Here is a 17,506-nt window from a genome sequence, read left to right as displayed (position 1 = left end):
AGGGAAATCAGATGGCGGCTGCGGCCGCCAGACCAGGCCGGCGGCGCTCGATGAAAAGAGTGCTCCCGGCCTGTCTTTTTGCCTGCTTCTTGGCCATGCTGGCCGCCGCCGCCACTTCGTGGTGGGAGCTGAAGAGGCCCGGCTCCACCCGCAGGGCGCCGATGGAAAGGGAGGGCAGGGGATTGAAGACGGTGCGGCCCTTGCGGTCCTCGCCGACGAAGCCGCCCCGGGCTAGGTCTTCCGGCGCCACCAGGGCCGGCATGCGCTGGTCGAACAGGCGCAGGGCGCGGGCGCAGCGCTCCTCCCAGTCCGGGCTCTGGAACAGGATGATGAAGTCGTCGCCGCCGATGTGGCCGATGAAGTCCAGGCGCGGGTCCGCCACTTCCGCCATGAGCAGCCCCAGCATCTGGATCACGTCGTCGCCCTTGCGGTAGCCGTAGGCGTCGTTGAAGGGCTTGAAGTTGTCGATGTCGTAGTAGCAGGCGGCAAAGGCCGTCTGGCTCTCCAGCAGGCGCTCGGCATGCTCGTTGATGGGCACGTTGCCCGGCAGCTGGGTCAGGGGATTGGCGTAGCGGGCGGCGGAAATCTGCATTTCCGTGATCATGGCCATCAGGTCCTGGCCGCTGCCGACCCCGACGTAGGAACCCTGGTCGGTGATGACGAAGCCGTCGTAGAGATAGTGCTTGGCGGCCCGGGCGATCATCAGCCCCACCTCCTGTACCGACAGGTTCTGGTCCACCACCAGGGGCGCCGGGTCCATGAACAGGGTGCACGGCTTCTTGCCGTACAGCTCCCGGCGGAAGGGGCGGGCGAAGCGGTCGATCAGGTTGTGACGGTTGATCAGGCCCAGGGGCTGGCCCTGGTGCACCACCGGCAGCACGTGCAGTTCCGGGTTGTCCTCGAAGCGCTGGTAAACCATGTCGTTGCAGGCGTCCGGGGCGATGGGCTCGATGAAGTGGCTGAGGGCCCGGGCGGTGCTGCCGCCGGCGCCGCCGGCATTGGGGAAGATGGCGATCTGGCGGTTCTTCAGGGCGGCCAGGGTGTCGCTTTCCGGCAGGGTTCGCGGCGTTGGCGCCGGGCGGGCGATGAAGAAGCCCTGGCCGCAGGCGATGCCCAGGTCGCGCACGGTGGTGAAGTCGGCCTCGGTCTCGATGCCCTCGGCGATGATGTAGGCGCCGCAGGTTTCGGCGATCTCGTGCATGGAACTGACCAGCTTGAACTTGAGGGCGTCGTCGGCGATGCCCTGGATGAAGTGCCGGTCGATCTTCACGTATTCGGGGCGCAGCTCCGACCACAGGCGCAGGTTGGAGAAACCCTCCCCCAGGTCGTCGATGGCGATGCGGTAGCCCTGGCCCCGGTAGTGCATGAGGGCGTCGTGGAGGTCGGCGAAGTCCTCGATCTGCTGGTTTTCCGTCAGTTCGATGATGATGCGGCTGGGGGACAGGCCCAGTTCCCGCAGCAGGCCCTGGGTTTCGCCGTTGCGGAATTCCGGGTCCTTGAGGCAGCCGGGGCTGACATTGACGAAGAGGTTGCCGGGCAGGTTCAGCTGGGCGAAGGCGCGGAAGATGGCGATGCGGCAGGCCCGCTCCAGCTCCATGGTCAGGTCCAGGCGGCGGGCCAGTTCGAAGAGGGCGGCCGGGGTGTGCAGGGGGGAGTCGATGGGGCCCCGGATGAGGCCCTCGAAGCCCATGTAGGACTGGCCCCGGTAATCCAGGATCGGCTGGAAGACGGGAGTGAGCCGGCCTTCCCGGATCAGTTCGAGCAGGATGTCGGCTTCTTCGGCGCCGGGCAGGGAGTGGGCGCGGAAATTGAGGGCAAGGCGTTCGAGCAGGGAGGCGGCGGTCATCGTCTTCTCCACCAGGGAGGCAGGATCGCCACTGTAGGCGGGGGAGGTTACATGGCGATGACGTAGGACGAAAAAAAGGGGGAGGGCCATGGGCCGCTCCCCCTTGATCGGCGGGCCTCTCCGGGGAGAGGCCGCCAGCAGGCTTATTCCACCTTGGCCTTGGCGCGCAGGTCCTTGACCATGTTTTCCACGATCTGCTGCTGGGCGCGCTGTTGCAGCTGGCCCTTGACCTGGTCGAAGGGAGGCGGGTTCAGGGGGCGGGTGTCTTCCAGCTGGATGATGTGCCAGCCGAAGTCGGACTTCACCGGGGCGTCGGTCAGCTTGCCCTTTTCCAGGCGCACCAGGGCGTCGGCGAAAGGCTTGACGTAGTTGCTGGGGTTGGCCCAGCCCAGGTCGCCGCCGTTGTCCTTGGAGCCGGGGTCCTTGGATTGCTTGGCCAATTCCTCGAACTTCTCGCCCTTCTTCAGCTTGTCCAGGATCACCTTGGCTTCGGTTTCGTTGTCCACCAGGATGTGGCGGGCCTTGTATTCCTTGCCGCCGAGCTTGGACTTGATCTCTTCGTAGTCCTTCTTCAGCTGGGCATCGGTGACCGGGTGCTTGGCCAGGTAGTCCTGGATGAAGGCGCGGATCAGCACGGCCTGGGAGGCCAGACCCATCTGGGCGGCGACGTCGGCCTTCTTGTCCAGGCCCTTCTTCTTGGCTTCCTGGCTGAGGATTTCGCGGCGGACCAGTTCCTCGCGCACGGCGGCGCGCAGTTCCGGACCTTCGGGGGCGCCCTGGGCCTTCTGTTCGGCGATGAAGGCGTCAGCCAGGCTCTGGGGCACGGCGGTGCCGTTCACCACCACGGCGGCGGGAGCCTTTTGGGCCATGGCATTGGCCGAGAGAAGGGCGCCGCAAACCAGGGCGGCGGCCAGCTTGGAAGCGGACTTGGAAATAGTCTGCATGAACTTGTCCTTGTGCTGTGTGATGGGTGGGGTAAAACGCGATTATACGGAGTCTTGGTCCGGCGTCAGGGCATTTATGGCGAGGGCATGGATGGGCCCCCGCATCATGTCGCCCAGGGCGTCGTAGACCAGGCGGTGGCGGGCCACCGTGTTCTTGCCGGCAAAGGCGGCGCTGACCAGGGTCAGGCGGTAATGACCGCCGCCGCCGGCAGCGCCGGCATGGCCCCGGTGGGCCGCCGACTCGTCGTCGATGTGCAGACGCAGGGGGGCCAGCACGGCCAGCCGCCGCTGCATTTCGGCCAGGGTGTCGCTCACGCCGGCAGCACCTTCTTGAAGGGCTTGACCGTGACCTGGGCGTAGACGCCGGCGGCCACATAGGGGTCCGCATCGGCCCAGGCGCGGGCGGCTTCCAGGGAGGCGAACTCGGCGACGATGAGGCTGCCGGAGAAGCCGGCCGGGCCGGGATCGGGGGAGTCGATGGCAGGGCAGGGGCCGGCCAGGATCAGGCGGGCTTCCTGCTGCAGCTGGGTGAGCCGCTCCAGGTGGGCGGGACGGGCGGCCAGACGGGCCTCCAGGCTGCCGGGGCGGTCTTCGCCGATGATGATGTAGAGCATCAGTTTTTCTCCTCGTCGCTCACGTACTTGGACAGCATGGCCCCCTGGATGAGGACGAACACCAGCATCAGGCCCATGCCGCCGAACAGTTTGAAATTGACCCAGGTTTCCGTGGGGTAGTGGAAGGCCACATAGAGGTTGAGGGCCCCCATGAGGCTGAAAAAGGCGATCCAGGACAGATTCATGCGCTGCCAGGCGACATCGGGCAGTTCCATCTTTTCCTGCATCAGGCTGCGGATCAGGTTGCGGCGGAAGAACAGGGTGGCGCCGCCCAGGATCAGGGCGAACATCCAGTACAGCACCGTCGGCTTCCACTTGATGAAGGTCTCGTCGTGCAGCACCAGGGTGGCGCCGCCGAAAATGACGATGATGGCCAGGCTGACCCAGAGCATGGTGTCCACCGGCTGGCGGCGCAGCTTGAGCCAGCCGATCTGGCCGAAGGTGGCGGCGATGGCCACGGCGGTGGCGACGTAGATGCCGGCGAACTTGAAGGCGATGAAAAAGAGGAGGACGGGGAACAGGTCGAAGAGAAACTTCATGGGTATCCGGAAAGGGGCATGCAGCCGTGCTGGGGTCGCTGGATTATGGCGGCTTTCCCCCGGGCTGTCCATGGCGCCTCTGCTATACTTTGCGGTTACAAATCGTCACGAAAAACACCGTGGGGCGGGGCTTTGCAGCCCGCCGCCGGCAGGCGCTTCCCCGGCCCCGCCGGACCCTTTCGTCGCGGCCCTTTTGGCGCACTTTCCGTTCTTCCGGCCCTTGCCCATGAACCAGACTCCTGCCGTCCGCCGCCGCTTCAGCCTGCTGCCCTACCGCATCAGTTCCCAGGTGGCGCTGCTGGTGTCCCTGCTGTTCATGCTTACCGTGTTCGCCTTCACCGCCTACACGGTGCAGGAGCAGGCCGATCTGTCCCAGGAAACCATCACTCGCCACAGCCAGGCCCTGGCCGAGAACATCGCCCTCACCGCGGCGCCCCAGATGGTGCTGGGGGACGAGAGCGCCCTCGAGTATTTCCTGCTGCGCTCCGCCGAGTATCCGGACATCCAGGCCCTGACCCTGATCGACGCCAGGGGCAAGGTCCTGGCTTCGGTGCGCAAGGATGCCCAGGGCGGCTCCAGCGCCGAATACGGCGTGTCCCGCCTGTTGCCGCCCCATGGCGAGGAGCCCCGCTCCAACCTGCTGGAAACCCCGGCCGGCCGCCGTCTGCTGTTGTGGCAGCCGGTCGCCAACGGCCAGGTGCTGGGCTGGCTGCGTCTGGAGATCGGCCTCGACCTGCTGGCCGACGCCCGGCGCCACATCTGGCAGGACAGCATCGTCACCGCCCTGGCGGCCATCATCGGCAGCACCACCCTGTTGCTGCTGTTCCTCCTGCGGCCCCTGCGGGCCCTGCGCCAGGCCACGGATTTCGCCTCACGCCTCGACGTGCTGCGGGGTCAGAGCCTGCCGGCCTACCACGGCAGCCTGGAGATCGGCGAGCTGGTGCAGGCCCTCAACCGGGCCTCGCGCCGCCTCAAGCAGCAGGAAGAGACCATCGAGGAAAACAGCCGCTTCCTGCAGAGCCTGACCGACGCCCTGGGGGAAGGGGTCATCGCCACCGATGCCGAGGGGCGTTGCACCTTCATCAACGCCGAGGGCGAGCGCATGCTCGGCTGGCGCCGCCAGGAGCTGCTGGGCAAGGATGTGCACCACACCATCCACTTCCAGACCGCCACCGGCTTCCACGTCAGCCAGGACGAATGCCCCCTGCACTCGCCGGCGGTGGCCAGCCGGCCCTTCCGTTCCGAGCTGGATGCCTTCACCCGCAGCGATGGCAGCGTCTTCCCCATCTCCGTCGTTTCCGTGCCCCTCTTCGAGGGCGAGCGCTTCACCGGCACCGTGGCCGCTTTCCAGGACATCACCGAGCGCAAGCGGGACGAGGACTTCCTCATGGCCACCACCTCCCGCCTCTCGGCCCTGATCGAGAGCATGCAGGCGGGCATCCTGGTGGAGGACGAGAACCGCCAGATCGTGCTGGCCAACCAGGCCCTGGGCCAGCTGTTCGAACTGGATGTGGACCCCCAGGAACTGGTGGGGGTGGATTGCCGCCTGGTGCTGCAGCACCTGCAGGGCCTGTGCGCCGACGGGGCCCGGTTCGTGCCCCGGGTGGAGGCGGTGGTGGAGGACCGGCGCGCCGTCCTCGGCGAGGAAATCCGCCTGGCCGACGGGCGCGTCCTGGAGCGGGACTACATTCCCATCTACCTCTTCCCCCAGGTGGCCCAGCCGGAGGACTACCGGGGCCACCTGTGGCTGTTCCGCGACATCACGGAGCGCAAGCATGCGGAGCTGGAACTGCAGCAGGCCAAGGAGGCGGCGGAATCGGCGAACCGGGCCAAGGGCGAATTCCTGGCCAACATGAGCCACGAAATCCGCACCCCCATGAACGGCATCCTGGGCATGACCGACCTGGCCCTGGATTCGGCCCTGACGCCGGAGCAGCGGGACTACCTGGAGATGGTCAAGTCCTCCGCCGACGCCCTGCTGGTGATCATCAACGACATCCTGGACTTCTCCAAGATCGAGGCCGGCAAGCTGGAGCTGGAGCACATCCACTTCCACCTGCGCCAGCTGCTGCGGGAAACTCTCAAGCCCCTGGAACTGCGCGCCCGCCAGCGCGGCCTGACGCTGCGCTGCGAGGTGCCGGAGGAGGTGGCCGACGGCTATCTGGGGGATCCGGGGCGGCTGCGCCAGGTGCTCATCAACCTGGTGGGCAACGCCATCAAATTCACCGAGGAAGGTCAGGTGGCGGTGCGCGTCGAAGCCCGGGACGGGCTCCTGCACTTCGCCGTCAGCGACACCGGCATCGGCATTCCGGCGGACAAGCAGCAGCTCATCTTCGAGGCCTTCTCCCAGGCCGACAGCTCGGTCACCCGCCGCTTCGGCGGCACCGGCCTGGGCCTCACCATCTGTACCCGGCTGGTGCGCCTGATGGGCGGCCACATGTGGGTGGAGAGCGACCCGGGCCAGGGCAGCACCTTCCACTTCACCGCCCGCCTGGAGGCCGTGGCCGGTCCGGCCGAGAGTGGCAAGGCCGACGCCGGTCGGGGCGAGGTGGTGCTGCCGCCCCTGCGCCTGCTGGTGGCCGAGGACAACCCGGTGAACCAGAAACTGGTGCTGACCCTGCTGCGGAAGCGGGGCCACCGGGTGACCCTGGCGGACAACGGCCAGCAGGCCCTGGCGGCCCTGGCGACGGACCATTTCGACCTGGTGCTGATGGACATGCAGATGCCGGTCATGGGCGGCCTCGAAGCCACCCGCCGCATCCGGGCGGCGGAAGCGGCCCGGGGCGACGGCAAGCACCTGCCCATCGTCGCCATGACCGCCAACGCCATGGCCGGGGACCGGGAACTGTGCCTGGAGGCGGGCATGGACGGCTACGTTTCCAAGCCCCTGCGCCGGGACGAATTCTTCTCTGCCATGGCCGATGTGCTGCCGTCCGAGCTGTTGCGCCAGGCCGGCGCCGCTGCGGCGATACCCGCAGACGGCCAGGCGGCGGCTGCCGCGGCCCCTTTCGAGTCGGCGCCGGCGGCGCTGCGCCGCTGCGACCGGGCCGAAGCCGTGGCCCGCCTGGAAGGGGACGAGGAACTGTTCGCCATGCTGGTGAAAATGTTCAGCGACGACCTGCCCAACTACCTGCAGCGCCTCAACGCCGCCCTGACGGGGCAGGACATGGAGGCCCTGTCGCGGGAGGCCCACACCCTGAAAGGGCTGCTGGCCACCTTCAGCGCCGGCCGCGGCACGGCCCTGGCCCTGGAACTGGAAACCCGGGCCAAGGGCGGCCACGTGGAAACCCTGGGCGTGCTGGTGCGGCAACTGCAGGAAGAACTGGAACTGGTGCGCCAGGAACTCTTGGCGGGCGCGCCCGCCGCCTGAAACGGCAGGCCGGAGACGCCCGTCCGGTAGCGCTTTCCGTCATGCCATGCCGGACATCGGCCAGGGATGCGCCTCCTGGCCGGGTGCCCGCAGGGGTTTGTTGCCGGGCGCCTAGGGCAGGCGCAGCAGGTCGCCGGCCGCGGCAGCGTCCACGCCGTGGGGAATGACGCCCAGCAGGGGCGCCGGCAGGGCCCGCTCCAGGCAGGCCAGGTTTTCCTCGAAGCGGCTCATGGCCGGATCAATGCGGTTGGCCACCCAGCCCGCCAGGGGCAGGCCCTGGGCGGCGATGGATTCGGCCGTGAGCAGGGCGTGGCTGATGCAGCCCAGGCGCATGCCCACCACCAGGATCACCGGCAGGCCCAGTTCCCGGGCCAGGTCGGCGGCGTCGAAATCGTCCCCCAGGGGCACGCGCCAGCCGCCCACTCCTTCCACGATCAGCACCTCGGCCAGGGGCTTGAGCTCCTGGAAGGCATGGCGGATCACCGCCGCCTTGATGGGCCGGCCGGCTTCGGCGGCGGCGATGTGGGGAGCGATGGGCGGGGCGAACAGATAGGGATTGACCAGGTCCCGGGGCGCCACCACGGAGGCGGCGGCCATCAGGCGGCGCACGTCGTCGTTATCCCCGTCGGCCTCGGTGCCGGCCGCCACCGGCTTCATGGCCAGGGCCGACAGCCCCTGGCGCCGGGCGGCGTGCAGCAGGGCGCAGGCGGAGAAGGTCTTGCCGATTTCCGTATCGGTGCCGGCGATGAAATAACCCTGTTTCATGGTGCGGTCCTCACTGAAAGGCGTTGGCCACAGAGGGCACAGAGATCACAGAGAAAAGCCTGAAATAACAGAGGGGACGGAATGCTGCCGCCGGCCGTGGCAGCCGGATGGTTCTTCCCCTCAGCGTTCTCTGTGCCCTCTGTGGCAAAAAAGAATTTCCCCCCGCTCACTTCACCGCCGTACACAGCACCACGTCGTAGGTGGCGGGCAGGCCGGCGGCGCTGCGGTGGCGTTCGTAGCGCGCTTCCACGGTCTTCCAGGCGGCCTTGCCGAGGAAGCCGGTGCGACGGGCACCGCCCACCTGGTTGGCGCCGATGTCCTTGATGGCCCGCAGCAGGCTGCGCAGGTCCGGGTAGAAGATCTGCAGCTTGCGCCGCTCCACCCGCAGTTCCTGGAAACCGGCGCCGAGCATGGCTTCGCCGCAGGTGGCCGGAGGCGCGAAGGGCAGCACGTGGCGATGGCTGTCGATGCCGGCGAAAGCCTCCCCCAGTTCGGCGAAGGTGCCGGGCCCCAGGGTGCTGAAGGCGAGGACGCCGCCGGGCGCCAGCACCCGGGCCGCTTCCTTGAGACTGTGGCCCAGGTCGCACCACTGCACGGCCAGGCTGGACCAGTAGAGGGCGGCGCCGCCGGCGGCCAGGGGCAGGTGCTCCAGGTCGGCGCACAGCGGCAGGCCGCCGTTGTCCCCTTCCCGGGCTCGGGCCAGCATGGCCGGGGCGAAGTCGGCCAGGAGCAGGGGGCGGCCCGGATAGCGGTGGGCCAGCAGGCCGGCGCCGTAGCCGGTGCCGCAGCCGGCATCGAGGAGAAAGCCGGCGGGCAGCTGGCCGTCCCCGGGCGGCAGGGAGGATTCCAGGGCGTCGCACACCTGGCGTTGCAGGGCGGCGGCCTGGTCGTAGGAGTCGGCGGCCCGGTCGAAGGCGCGGCGGATGTGGCGTTTTTCCATCAGGCGGGCAGTCCTTCCGCCCAGGCCTGCAGATGGCCGGCGAAGGCAGCCGGATCGTGCAGGAAGGGGGTGTGGGCGGCCTCCGCCATGAGCTGCAGTTGGCCGTGGGGCAGCTGGGCGGCCAGCCAGCGGGCGGCCTCCACCGGCATCAGGGGATCGGCCTCGCCGTGGATGACCAGGGCCGGATGGGGCAGTTTGGGCGCCAGGGGGCGCAGATCCAGGTCCCGCAGCCAGTCCAGACCCCGCAGCAGGGCGGCCTTTTCCGCCAGGGGGGCCTTGGTCAGGGGCGCCAGCTGGCGGTTGATGTCCTTGGCCAGGCTGTCGCCCTGGTTCATCAGGGTGGCGAAGCGCGGCAGTACCGGGCCCGGGGCCAGGCCCACGGCGGCGGAGAAGCCGCCGAGCAGGCTGGCCGGCTGGCCGGCATTCCAGCCTTTGCCGGCGAGGAAGCGGGGCGAGGTGGCCACCAGCACCAGGCCGGCGATGCGCTTGGGGGGCCGGGCCGCCATCAGCTGGGCCAGCTGGCCGCCGAGGGACCAGCCGAGCAGCAGGGCGCCCTCGGGCACGTCGGCCAGCAGGGCGTCCACGGTGGCGGCCACCGAGTCGGCGCCGTCGGGGCGGCCCGGATAGCCGGGCAACTGCAGCCGGGTGACGGAGAAATGGGGCGTCAGGTGGGGCAGCAGGGCCTCCCACACCCGGGAATCCAGGCCCCAGCCGTGGAGCAGGGCCAGGGGGCGCTTGGCGGGGGAATTCATGGCGTCGGACTCAATTTTTCAGCGGCCCGCATTCGGCCAGGGCCGCCACCAGGGCGTCCACCTGGCCCACGGTGTGGGCGGCGGAAAGGGTGATGCGCAGCCGGGCCTGGCCCTTGGCCACGGTGGGCGGGCGGATGGCGGGCACCCAGATGCCCCGCTCCAGCAGGGCCCGGCTCAGGGCCAGGGTGGGTTCGTTGTCGCCGATGACCAGGGGCTGGATGGGGGTAGGGGAATCCAGCAGCTGCCAGCCCCGCTCGGCGCAGAGGGGTTCCAGGCCCAGGCGCAGGCGGGCGATGAGGGTCACCAGATGGGCCCGGCGCTCGCTGCCGGCGGCGATCAGCTCCAGGCTCTTCTGCAGGGCGCAGGCCACGGCCGGGCTGGCGGCGGTGGTGAAGATGTAGGTGCGGGCCTTCTGCAGCAGCCATTCCAGGACCTTGGCGCTGCCGGCGACGAAGGCGCCGGAGACGCCGGCGGCCTTGCCCAGGGTGCCCATGTAGAGGACCCGGGGCGAGGGAATGAGCTTTACCGCGGCGGCACTGCCCCGGCCCTGGCCCACCACGCCGAAGCCGTGGGCGTCGTCGATGACCAGCCAGGTGTCGTATTTCTCGGCCAGTTCGTAGAGTTCTTCCAGGGGGGCGATGTCGCCGTCCATGCTGAAGATGGCGTCGGTGACGATCATCTTGCGCGGCGCCTGGCTGGCGGCCAGCTGGCTTTCCAGATGGGCCAGGTCCAGGTGCCGGTAGCGGTGGCTGTCGGCCCGGGAGAGCTGCACCGCATCGATGAGGGAGGCGTGGTTGAGCTTGTCGGCGAAGACCGCGTCGCCCCGGCCCACCAGGGCCGGAATCATGGCCAGGTTGGCCATGTAGCCGGTGGAGAAATACAGGGCCCGCTGGCGCATGACGAAGGCGGCCAGGGCTTCTTCCAGCTGGTGGTGGGGGCGCAGATGCCCGCTCACCAGATGGGAGGCGCCGGAGCCGGCGCCCCACTGCCGGGCGCCCTCGGCCATGGCCTCGGCGATTTCCGGGTGGTTGGCCAGGCCCAGGTAGTCGTTGCTGCAGAAGGCCAGCACCGGCTTGCCGTCCGCCACCATTTCCGGCCCGCAGGGGGAATCGACGATGCGGCGGCGGCGGGTCAGGCCTTCGGCTTCGATGGCTTTGAGTTCGGCGTCCAGGCTTTCCCAGATCATGCGAGTGTGGCCTCCAGGGTGGCCAGGGTGCCCTGGCAGAGATGGCGGGCCTCGTCCTCGGAGAGCACGTAGGGCGGCATCAGATAGACCGTGTTGCCGATGGGGCGCAGCATCAGTTCCCGCTCCAGGCCGGCCTTGTAGAAGCGGCGGGAGAAGGAAGCGTCGGCCCCCTCCACGTCGAACGCCAGGATCATGCCGCGGCGCCGGTAGTGGCGCACCCGGGGATGCTGGCGCAGGGGTTCCAACAGCTGGTGCAGGCGCTCCGAGAGCTGCCGGTTGGCGGCGATCACGTCGTCCTGCTCGAAGATGTCCAGGGTGGCCAGGGCGGCCCGGCAGGCCAGGGCGTTGCCGGTGTAGGAATGGGAGTGGAGGAAGCCCCGGGTCACGGCATCGTCGAGGAAGGCTTCATACACGGTGTCGGTGGTCAGCACCACGGAGAGGGGCAGGTAGCCGCCGGTGATGCCCTTGGAGAGGCAGAGGAAGTCCGGCCGGATGTTGGCCTGCTCATGGGCGAAGAAGGTGCCGCTGCGGCCGAAGCCCACGGCGATCTCGTCGCAGATGAGGTGCACGCCGTAGCGGTCGCAGGCCTGCCGCGCCAGACTCAGGTAGAGCGGATCGTGCATGGCCATGCCGGTGGCGCACTGGATCAGGGGCTCCACGATGAGGGCGGCGATGTGGTCGTGGTGGGCTTGCAGATGGGCTTCCAGGGCCGCGGCGGCGCGCCGGGCCACGTCGGCGGCGGTCTCGCCGTCCCGCGCCAGGCGGGCGTCGGGGGAGGGCAGCACGGCGGCGGGGCGGATCAGGGGGGCGTAGGCATCCTTGAACAGGGCCACGTCGGTGACCGCCAGGGCGCCCACGGTCTCGCCGTGGTAGCTGCCTTCCAGGCAAAGGAAATCGGTCTTCTCCGGCTGGCCCGTGTTGCGCCAGTAATGATGCGACATCTTCAGGGCGATCTCGGTGGCCGAGGCGCCGTCGGAGGCGTAGAAGGCGTGGCCCAGGGCGCCGCCGGTGAGAGCGGAGAGGCGCTCGGAGAGCTGCACCACCGGCTCGTGGGTGAAGCCGGCCAGGATCACGTGCTCCAGGGTTTCCAGCTGGTCCCTGAGGGCAGCGTTGATGCGCGGGTTGCGGTGGCCGAAGAGATTGACCCACCAGGAGCTGACCCCGTCCAGGTAGCGGCGGCCGTCGAAGTCCGTCAGCCATACCCCCTCGCCGCTCTGGACGGGGATCAGGGGCAGTCCGTCGGCCGCCAGGTGGTGCTGCATCTGGGTGCACGGATGCCAGACAGCGGCAAGGCTGCGGTCCAGGAGGCGGCGGTTTGCGGACATGGGGCGTGGGCGGGATGGTGGGCAGGGATGGTGGACAGGTCGCGGCGCCGGGGCCACCACCTCAAGCCCGCCATTTTACCCGCCCCGGCAGGCCAGTGCCAAAAGCGATGCGCAAAGACGGCGACAAAATGGCTAGAATAGCCTGCGGCAGCCCCGCCGACTGAGGCGGGGAGGGGCCGACCAAAACAATATCGCTGGCACAACTAAGGGTTGAGAGGCGGGAGACAATCGATGAAAAACATGAAGCTGGGTTGGAAGCTTTTCCTGCTGGTGGCCCTGGCGGTCGCCGGCTTCCTCGTCAATTCCGGCCAGGGGCTGTTCCTGCTCAAGGAAAACCTGCTGGAAGACCGCAAGCTGAAGACCAAGAACGTGGTGGAAACGGCCCACGGCATCCTGGCCTACTACTACCGGGAGCAGCAGACCGGCCGCCTCTCCGAGGAGGACGCGCGGCAGACCGCCGCCGCCGCCATCAAGGGCCTGCGTTACGAGGGCGAGGAATATTTCTTCCTCATGGACTTCAACGCCAACATCGTCATGCATCCCATCAAGCCGGAGATGGATGGCAAGAACTTCGCCGAGACCAAGGACCCCAAGGGCAACCGCCTGTTCTCGGAAATGTCCCGCATCGGCCGGGACGTGGGCCAGGGCTACTACGCCTATTTCTGGCCCAAGCCGGGCAAGAGCGAGCCGGTGGAGAAGATCTCCTACGTCAAGGCCTTCAAGGAATGGGGCTGGCTGGTGGGCTCGGGCATCTACATCGACGACGTGGACGCGGTCTTCTTCAAGGCCGCCACCACCCAGGGCAGCCTGGCCATCGGCGGCCTGATCCTGCTCATCGGTTTCTCCGTCTATCTGATGAAGACCATCGTCGGGCCGGTGCAGCGCATGCAGAAGGTGATGGAGGCCCTGGCCGAGGGCGACATGACGGTCCATGCCTCCTCCGATGCCAGGGACGAAATCGGCCTCATGCTGCAGGCGGCCGAACGCATGATCGACCGCACCCGCAAGGTCATCCAGGAGGTGCGGGTCAGCGCCGACGCCCTGGTCAATGCCTCGGACCAGGTCAGCGTCACCTCCCACAGCCTCTCCCAGTCCGCCTCCGAGCAGGCCGCCAGCGTCGAGGAGACCTCCGCCTCCATCGAGCAGATGTCGGCCAATATCGAGCACAACAAGGACAACGCCCACCTGACCCAGGACATGTCGGCCCGGGCCGCCAGCGATGCCCAGGTCGGCGGCAAGACCGTGGGCGCCACGGTGGAGGCCATGAAGCAGATCGCCGACAAGATCGGCATCGTGGACGAGATCGCCTACCAGACCAATCTGCTGGCCCTCAACGCCGCCATCGAGGCGGCCCGGGCCGGCGAGCACGGCAAGGGCTTCGCCGTGGTGGCCGGCGAGGTGCGCAAGCTGGCCGAGCGTTCCCAGGCCGCCGCCCACGAGATCGGCGAACTGGCCGGCAAGAGCGTGGAGCAGGCGGAAAACGCCGGGCGCCTGTTCCAGGACATGATGCCCAACATCGAAAAGACCGCCCAGCTGGTCAAGGAAATCGCCGCCTCCTCCGAGGAGCAGGCCATCGGCGCCGGCCAGATCAGCCAGGCCATCAGCCAGGTGAACCAGACCACCCAGCACAACGCCAGCGCCTCCGAGGAACTGGCGGCCACGGCCCAGGAACTCCATTCCCAGGCCGAGCGGCTGAAGCAGAACATCGCTTTCTTCCGCATCGACTGAGGCGGGGAAAGCTTAGCCACAGAGGGCACAGAGAACACAGAGAGTTGAAACGGCGGCCACGGGCCGCCGTTTTTTTCGCCCCCAGCTTTCGCCCCCAGCTTTCGCCCCCAGCTTTCGCCCCCAGCTTTGCCACGGCGACGCCTTAACTCTGTGTTCTCTGTGCCCTCTGTGGCCCGCCTTTATGACCTGGCCTGAAACGCAGAAGGGACGCCATTCTCCGCGGTGATGCGGTGGAGAGTGGCGTCCCTTCTGCCTGGTGGGGCAGGGCCTTGTGAAGTTTTACTGGTAGCGCAGGGCCTCGATGGGGTCCAGGCGGGCGGCCTTGCGGGCCGGGTAGTAGCCGAAGAAGATGCCGACCCCGGCGGCGACGCTGAAGGCGACGATGACCGAACTGCCGGAGATGATCACCGCGGTGCCGGTGAGCAGGTTGGTCAGCACGGCGCCGCCGATGCCCAGCAGCAGGCCGATGAGGCAGCCGGCGATGGAGATGACGATGGCCTCCAGCAGGAACTGGGTCAGGATGTCCTTCTCCCGGGCGCCGATGGCCATGCGGATGCCGATTTCCCGGGTCCGTTCGGTGACCGAGACCAGCATGATGTTCATGATGCCGATGCCGCCCACCAGCAGGGAGACGGAGGCGATGGCGCCCAGCAGCAGGGACATGATGCGGGTGGTCTCCGCCGCCGAATCGGCCACGGCGGTGAGGTTGCGCACGTTGAAGTCGTCGTCCTGGCCGGGGCGGATGCGGTGCCGCTGGCGCAGCAGGGCGTTCATGGAATTTTCCACCGCCGGCATCACCTCGGGCGCCGCGGCCTTGACCATGATGGCCCGCACCGAACCCTGGAAGGGCGTGCCGAAGAGTTTGCGCTGGGCCGTGGTGAGGGGAACGATGAGCACGTCGTCCTGGTCCCGCCCGTCCAGGCTCTGGCCCTTGGGCGCCAGCACGCCGAGGATGAGGAAGGGGGCCTGGCCGATGCGCAGGGTCTTGCCCGTCGGGTTCTCGGCGCCGAACAGGTTCTGGGCCGCGGTCTTGCCGATCAGGGCCACCCGGGTCGAGGCCCGCAGGTCCGAATCGGTGAAGGGGGAGCCGTCCACCAGGGCCCAGGAGCGCACGTCCAGATAGGCCGGCGTGGTGCCGATGACGTAGGAGTTCCAGTTGCTCGAGCCATACACCAGCTGGGCCGAGCCCTGGTGCACCGGCGCCGCCGTTTCCACCCCGTCCAGCTCGGTGATGGCTTCCGCATCGGTGACGGTCAGGGTGGGGGCGTTGCCGCTGCCGCTGCGCACGCCGCCGGCGTTGGTGAAGCCGGAGAGGACGATGAACAGGTTGCTGCCCATGGAATTGATGGACTGGGCCACGGCGTACTGGGCGCCCTGGCCGATGGCCAGCATCAGCACCACGGCGCCGACGCCGATGACCATGCCGAGCATGGTGAGGAAGGTGCGCAGCCGGTTGGCGCCCATGGCGCGCCAGGCTTCGCCGAGCATGGCGGTCAGCATGGCTGGGTCTCCCCGGCGGGCAGGTCGTGGTGGGTCGGCGCATCGTGCACGATGCGGCCGTCGAGGAAGCGCACCTGGCGCTTGGCGTGCTGGGCGATGTCCGGCTCGTGGGTGACCAGGACGATGGTGATGCCCTCCCGGTTCAGTTCCTCGAACAGGGCCATGATCTCCTCGCTGGTGTGGCTGTCCAGGTTGCCCGTGGGCTCGTCGGCCAGGATCAGGCGGGGCCGGTTCACCAGGGCCCGGGCGATGGCCACCCGCTGCTGCTGGCCGCCGGAGATGCGGTTGGGCAGGGATTTGGCGTACTGGCCCAGGCCCACCTTGGCCAGCAGTTCCCGGGCCCGCTGGCGCCGCTCTTCCTTGTCCACGCCGCAATAGACCAGGGGCAGGGCCACGTTGTCCTCCAGGCTCATGCGCGGCAGCAGGTTGAAGCCCTGGAAGACGAAGCCGATGGTGCGGTTGCGCAGCAGGGCGGTCTGGTCCTTGTCCAGGGCCGAGACGTGCTTGCCGTCGAGGATGTAGTCGCCGCCGCTGGGCCGGTCCAGGCAGCCCAGGATGTTCATGAAGGTGGACTTGCCGGAGCCGGAGGGGCCCATGATGGCGACGAACTCGCCGGCATGGATGGCAAGGCTGACGCCCTTGAGCACCGGGAAGGGGCCCATGGGGGTGTCGTAGGCCTTGTCCAGGCCGGCCACCTCGATCACCGCCGCCGCGTCGGCGGAGGCCGTCGCAGCGCTCATCAGAACATCCTCATGCGCATGGTGCCGCCGCTGCTGCCGCCGGCATTGGCGCCGTCCGGCAGGTTCTCGCCGACGATCACCTGGTCCCCCGCATTGAGTTCGCCGCCGACGATTTCCGTGTTGCGGTTGTCGGTGATGCCCAGGCTGACGCTGACCGGCACCACTTCGCCGCCGCGCAGCACGTAGACGGTGCCGCTGGCGCTGTCCCGCTTGCGCTGGCGCTCGCCGGCACCCTTGCCGTTGCCGGGGCCGGCTGCTCCCGGCGGGCCGCCGGCCGGGGCGCCATTGGCGGCGGCATTGCTGGCGGCATTCGGAGCCGGCTTCTGGCCGCCGTTGGGCTTGTAGCGCAGGGCCGCGTTGGGCACCAGCAGCACCTCGCTGCGCTTGGCCACGGCGATGTTCACATAGGCGGTCATGCCCGGCAGGAGAATCTGCTCCGGGTTGTCCACCACCACCACCACGTTGTAGGTGACCACGTTCTGCTGGGTGGTGGGGTTGAGCCGCACCTGCTTCACCTCGCCCTTGAACTGGCGGTTGGGGAAGGCATCCACATTGAACTTCACCGGCTGGCCCACCTTGATGTTGCCGATGTCGGCCTCGGCGAAGCTGGTGTAGATCTGCATGGCCGTCAGATCCTGGGCGATCTTGAACAGGGTGGGGGTCTGGAAGCTGGCGGCCACGGTCTGGCCCACGTCGATCTGCCGATCCACCACCACGCCGGAAACCGGGGAGCGGATCACCGAGTAGCCCAGGTTGGCCCGGTCCTTGTCGTTGGCCGCCTTGTACTGGTTGAGCTGGGCCTGGGCGCTGCGGCGGGCCTGCACCGCCTGGTCCAGCTCCTGGCGGCTGACGTATTCCTGGGCGAAGAGGGACTTCATGCGTTCCTCGCTGGCGATGGCCAGGTCCAGGGAGGCCCTGGCGCTGGCGATGTTGGCATCGCTCTGGTGCACCTGGGCGGAATAGAGGGAGTCGTCCAGCTCGGCCAATATCTGGCCCTGCTTCACCTGGTCGTTGAAATCCACGTAGAGCTTTTTCACCGTGCCGGAAACCTGGGTACCCACATTGACCAGGGTCACCGGGTTGAGGGTGCCGTTGGCCGAGACGCTCTGGGTCAGTTCCCCCTTTTCCAGGGTCTGCAGCTTGTAGCGCTGCTCCAGGCCCGGGGCGGTGAGCTTCTGGTAGGCGACGTAGCCGCTGCCGGCGAGGAGCAGGGCGGCCAGAATCAGGACGACGGTTTTCTTCTGGGGGCGTTTCATG

15 protein-coding genes are annotated in these 17,506 nt (G+C 68.3%); 2 read left to right on the top strand and 13 right to left on the bottom strand.

What is annotated here, in order from left to right; translation table 11 throughout:
* Positions 1-7 precede the first annotated feature (7 nt).
* The 5 genes from AC3QLZ_RS03455 to AC3QLZ_RS03435 are packed head-to-tail and all read right to left on the bottom strand — an operon-like array spanning position 8 to position 3,943.
* Positions 8-1,936, bottom strand: a complete 1,929-nt coding sequence (locus AC3QLZ_RS03455; protein ID WP_205231231.1) for a GGDEF domain-containing protein — start codon at positions 1,934-1,936, stop codon at positions 8-10.
* 53 nt (positions 1,937-1,989) lie between these two features.
* A complete protein-coding gene (locus AC3QLZ_RS03450; protein ID WP_152089051.1) occupies positions 1,990-2,790 on the bottom strand; it encodes a peptidylprolyl isomerase in 801 nt (266 codons plus the stop codon).
* Positions 2,791-2,832: 42 nt separating this feature from the next.
* Positions 2,833-3,105: a BolA family protein gene (locus tag AC3QLZ_RS03445; RefSeq protein WP_014237904.1), complete on the bottom strand. Its 273-nt coding sequence runs from the start codon at positions 3,103-3,105 to the stop codon at positions 2,833-2,835.
* Positions 3,102-3,404 carry a YciI family protein gene (locus tag AC3QLZ_RS03440; RefSeq protein ID WP_014237903.1) on the bottom strand — a complete coding sequence of 101 codons (303 nt, stop codon included), beginning with the start codon at positions 3,402-3,404 and terminating at the stop codon, positions 3,102-3,104. Before AC3QLZ_RS03440 ends, AC3QLZ_RS03445 begins: the two co-directional genes overlap by 4 nt.
* Positions 3,404-3,943 (bottom strand): septation protein A, encoded by a 540-nt coding sequence (locus tag AC3QLZ_RS03435; RefSeq protein ID WP_205231229.1) that lies wholly within the window; start codon positions 3,941-3,943, stop codon positions 3,404-3,406. The genes AC3QLZ_RS03440 and AC3QLZ_RS03435 overlap by 1 nt, the downstream gene beginning before the upstream one ends.
* 226 nt (positions 3,944-4,169) lie before the next feature.
* Between AC3QLZ_RS03435 and AC3QLZ_RS03430 the strand changes: the two genes are divergently transcribed.
* Positions 4,170-7,313, top strand: coding sequence for an ATP-binding protein (locus AC3QLZ_RS03430; protein ID WP_492783338.1), 3,144 nt, complete (start codon positions 4,170-4,172; stop codon positions 7,311-7,313).
* 111 nt (positions 7,314-7,424) lie between these two features.
* On the opposite strand, the gene bioD is transcribed toward AC3QLZ_RS03430, so the two are convergent.
* From bioD to AC3QLZ_RS03405, 5 genes are all read right to left on the bottom strand, one after another.
* Positions 7,425-8,078, bottom strand: a complete 654-nt coding sequence (gene bioD / locus AC3QLZ_RS03425) for a dethiobiotin synthase (RefSeq protein ID WP_416244236.1) — start codon at positions 8,076-8,078, stop codon at positions 7,425-7,427.
* A 166-nt stretch (positions 8,079-8,244) separates the two neighbouring features.
* On the bottom strand, positions 8,245-9,018 hold the full coding sequence (gene bioC / locus AC3QLZ_RS03420) for a malonyl-ACP O-methyltransferase BioC (RefSeq protein ID WP_416244237.1): 774 nt from the start codon (positions 9,016-9,018) through the stop codon (positions 8,245-8,247).
* Entirely contained in the window at positions 9,018-9,770 is a 753-nt protein-coding gene (locus AC3QLZ_RS03415) for an alpha/beta fold hydrolase (protein WP_416244238.1), read from the bottom strand. The genes bioC and AC3QLZ_RS03415 overlap by 1 nt, the downstream gene beginning before the upstream one ends.
* 10 nt (positions 9,771-9,780) lie before the next feature.
* On the bottom strand, positions 9,781-10,956 hold the full coding sequence (gene bioF / locus AC3QLZ_RS03410; protein WP_014237897.1) for an 8-amino-7-oxononanoate synthase: 1,176 nt from the start codon (positions 10,954-10,956) through the stop codon (positions 9,781-9,783).
* Complete coding sequence (locus AC3QLZ_RS03405; protein WP_416244239.1) at positions 10,953-12,281, bottom strand: adenosylmethionine--8-amino-7-oxononanoate transaminase; 1,329 nt, start codon at positions 12,279-12,281, stop codon at positions 10,953-10,955. Before AC3QLZ_RS03405 ends, bioF begins: the two co-directional genes overlap by 4 nt.
* Positions 12,282-12,512: 231 nt before the next feature.
* Between AC3QLZ_RS03405 and AC3QLZ_RS03400 the strand changes: the two genes are divergently transcribed.
* On the top strand, positions 12,513-14,009 hold the full coding sequence (locus AC3QLZ_RS03400) for a methyl-accepting chemotaxis protein (protein ID WP_416244240.1): 1,497 nt from the start codon (positions 12,513-12,515) through the stop codon (positions 14,007-14,009).
* 279 nt (positions 14,010-14,288) lie between these two features.
* On the opposite strand, the gene AC3QLZ_RS03395 is transcribed toward AC3QLZ_RS03400, so the two are convergent.
* The 3 genes from AC3QLZ_RS03395 to AC3QLZ_RS03385 are packed head-to-tail and all read right to left on the bottom strand — an operon-like array spanning position 14,289 to position 17,505.
* Positions 14,289-15,509: an ABC transporter permease gene (locus AC3QLZ_RS03395; protein WP_014237894.1), complete on the bottom strand. Its 1,221-nt coding sequence runs from the start codon at positions 15,507-15,509 to the stop codon at positions 14,289-14,291.
* Positions 15,503-16,249 (bottom strand): ABC transporter ATP-binding protein, encoded by a 747-nt coding sequence (locus AC3QLZ_RS03390; protein WP_152089058.1) that lies wholly within the window; start codon positions 16,247-16,249, stop codon positions 15,503-15,505. The genes AC3QLZ_RS03395 and AC3QLZ_RS03390 overlap by 7 nt, the downstream gene beginning before the upstream one ends.
* Positions 16,249-17,505 (bottom strand): efflux RND transporter periplasmic adaptor subunit, encoded by a 1,257-nt coding sequence (locus tag AC3QLZ_RS03385; protein ID WP_416244241.1) that lies wholly within the window; start codon positions 17,503-17,505, stop codon positions 16,249-16,251. The genes AC3QLZ_RS03390 and AC3QLZ_RS03385 overlap by 1 nt, the downstream gene beginning before the upstream one ends.
* Between the last annotated feature and the right edge of the window lies 1 nt (position 17,506).

This window comes from Azospira sp. MPR-LB4 (genome assembly GCF_058809525.1).
Note: the sequence above shows the minus strand (reverse complement) of the source record. Positions and strands in the feature narration are given on the sequence as shown.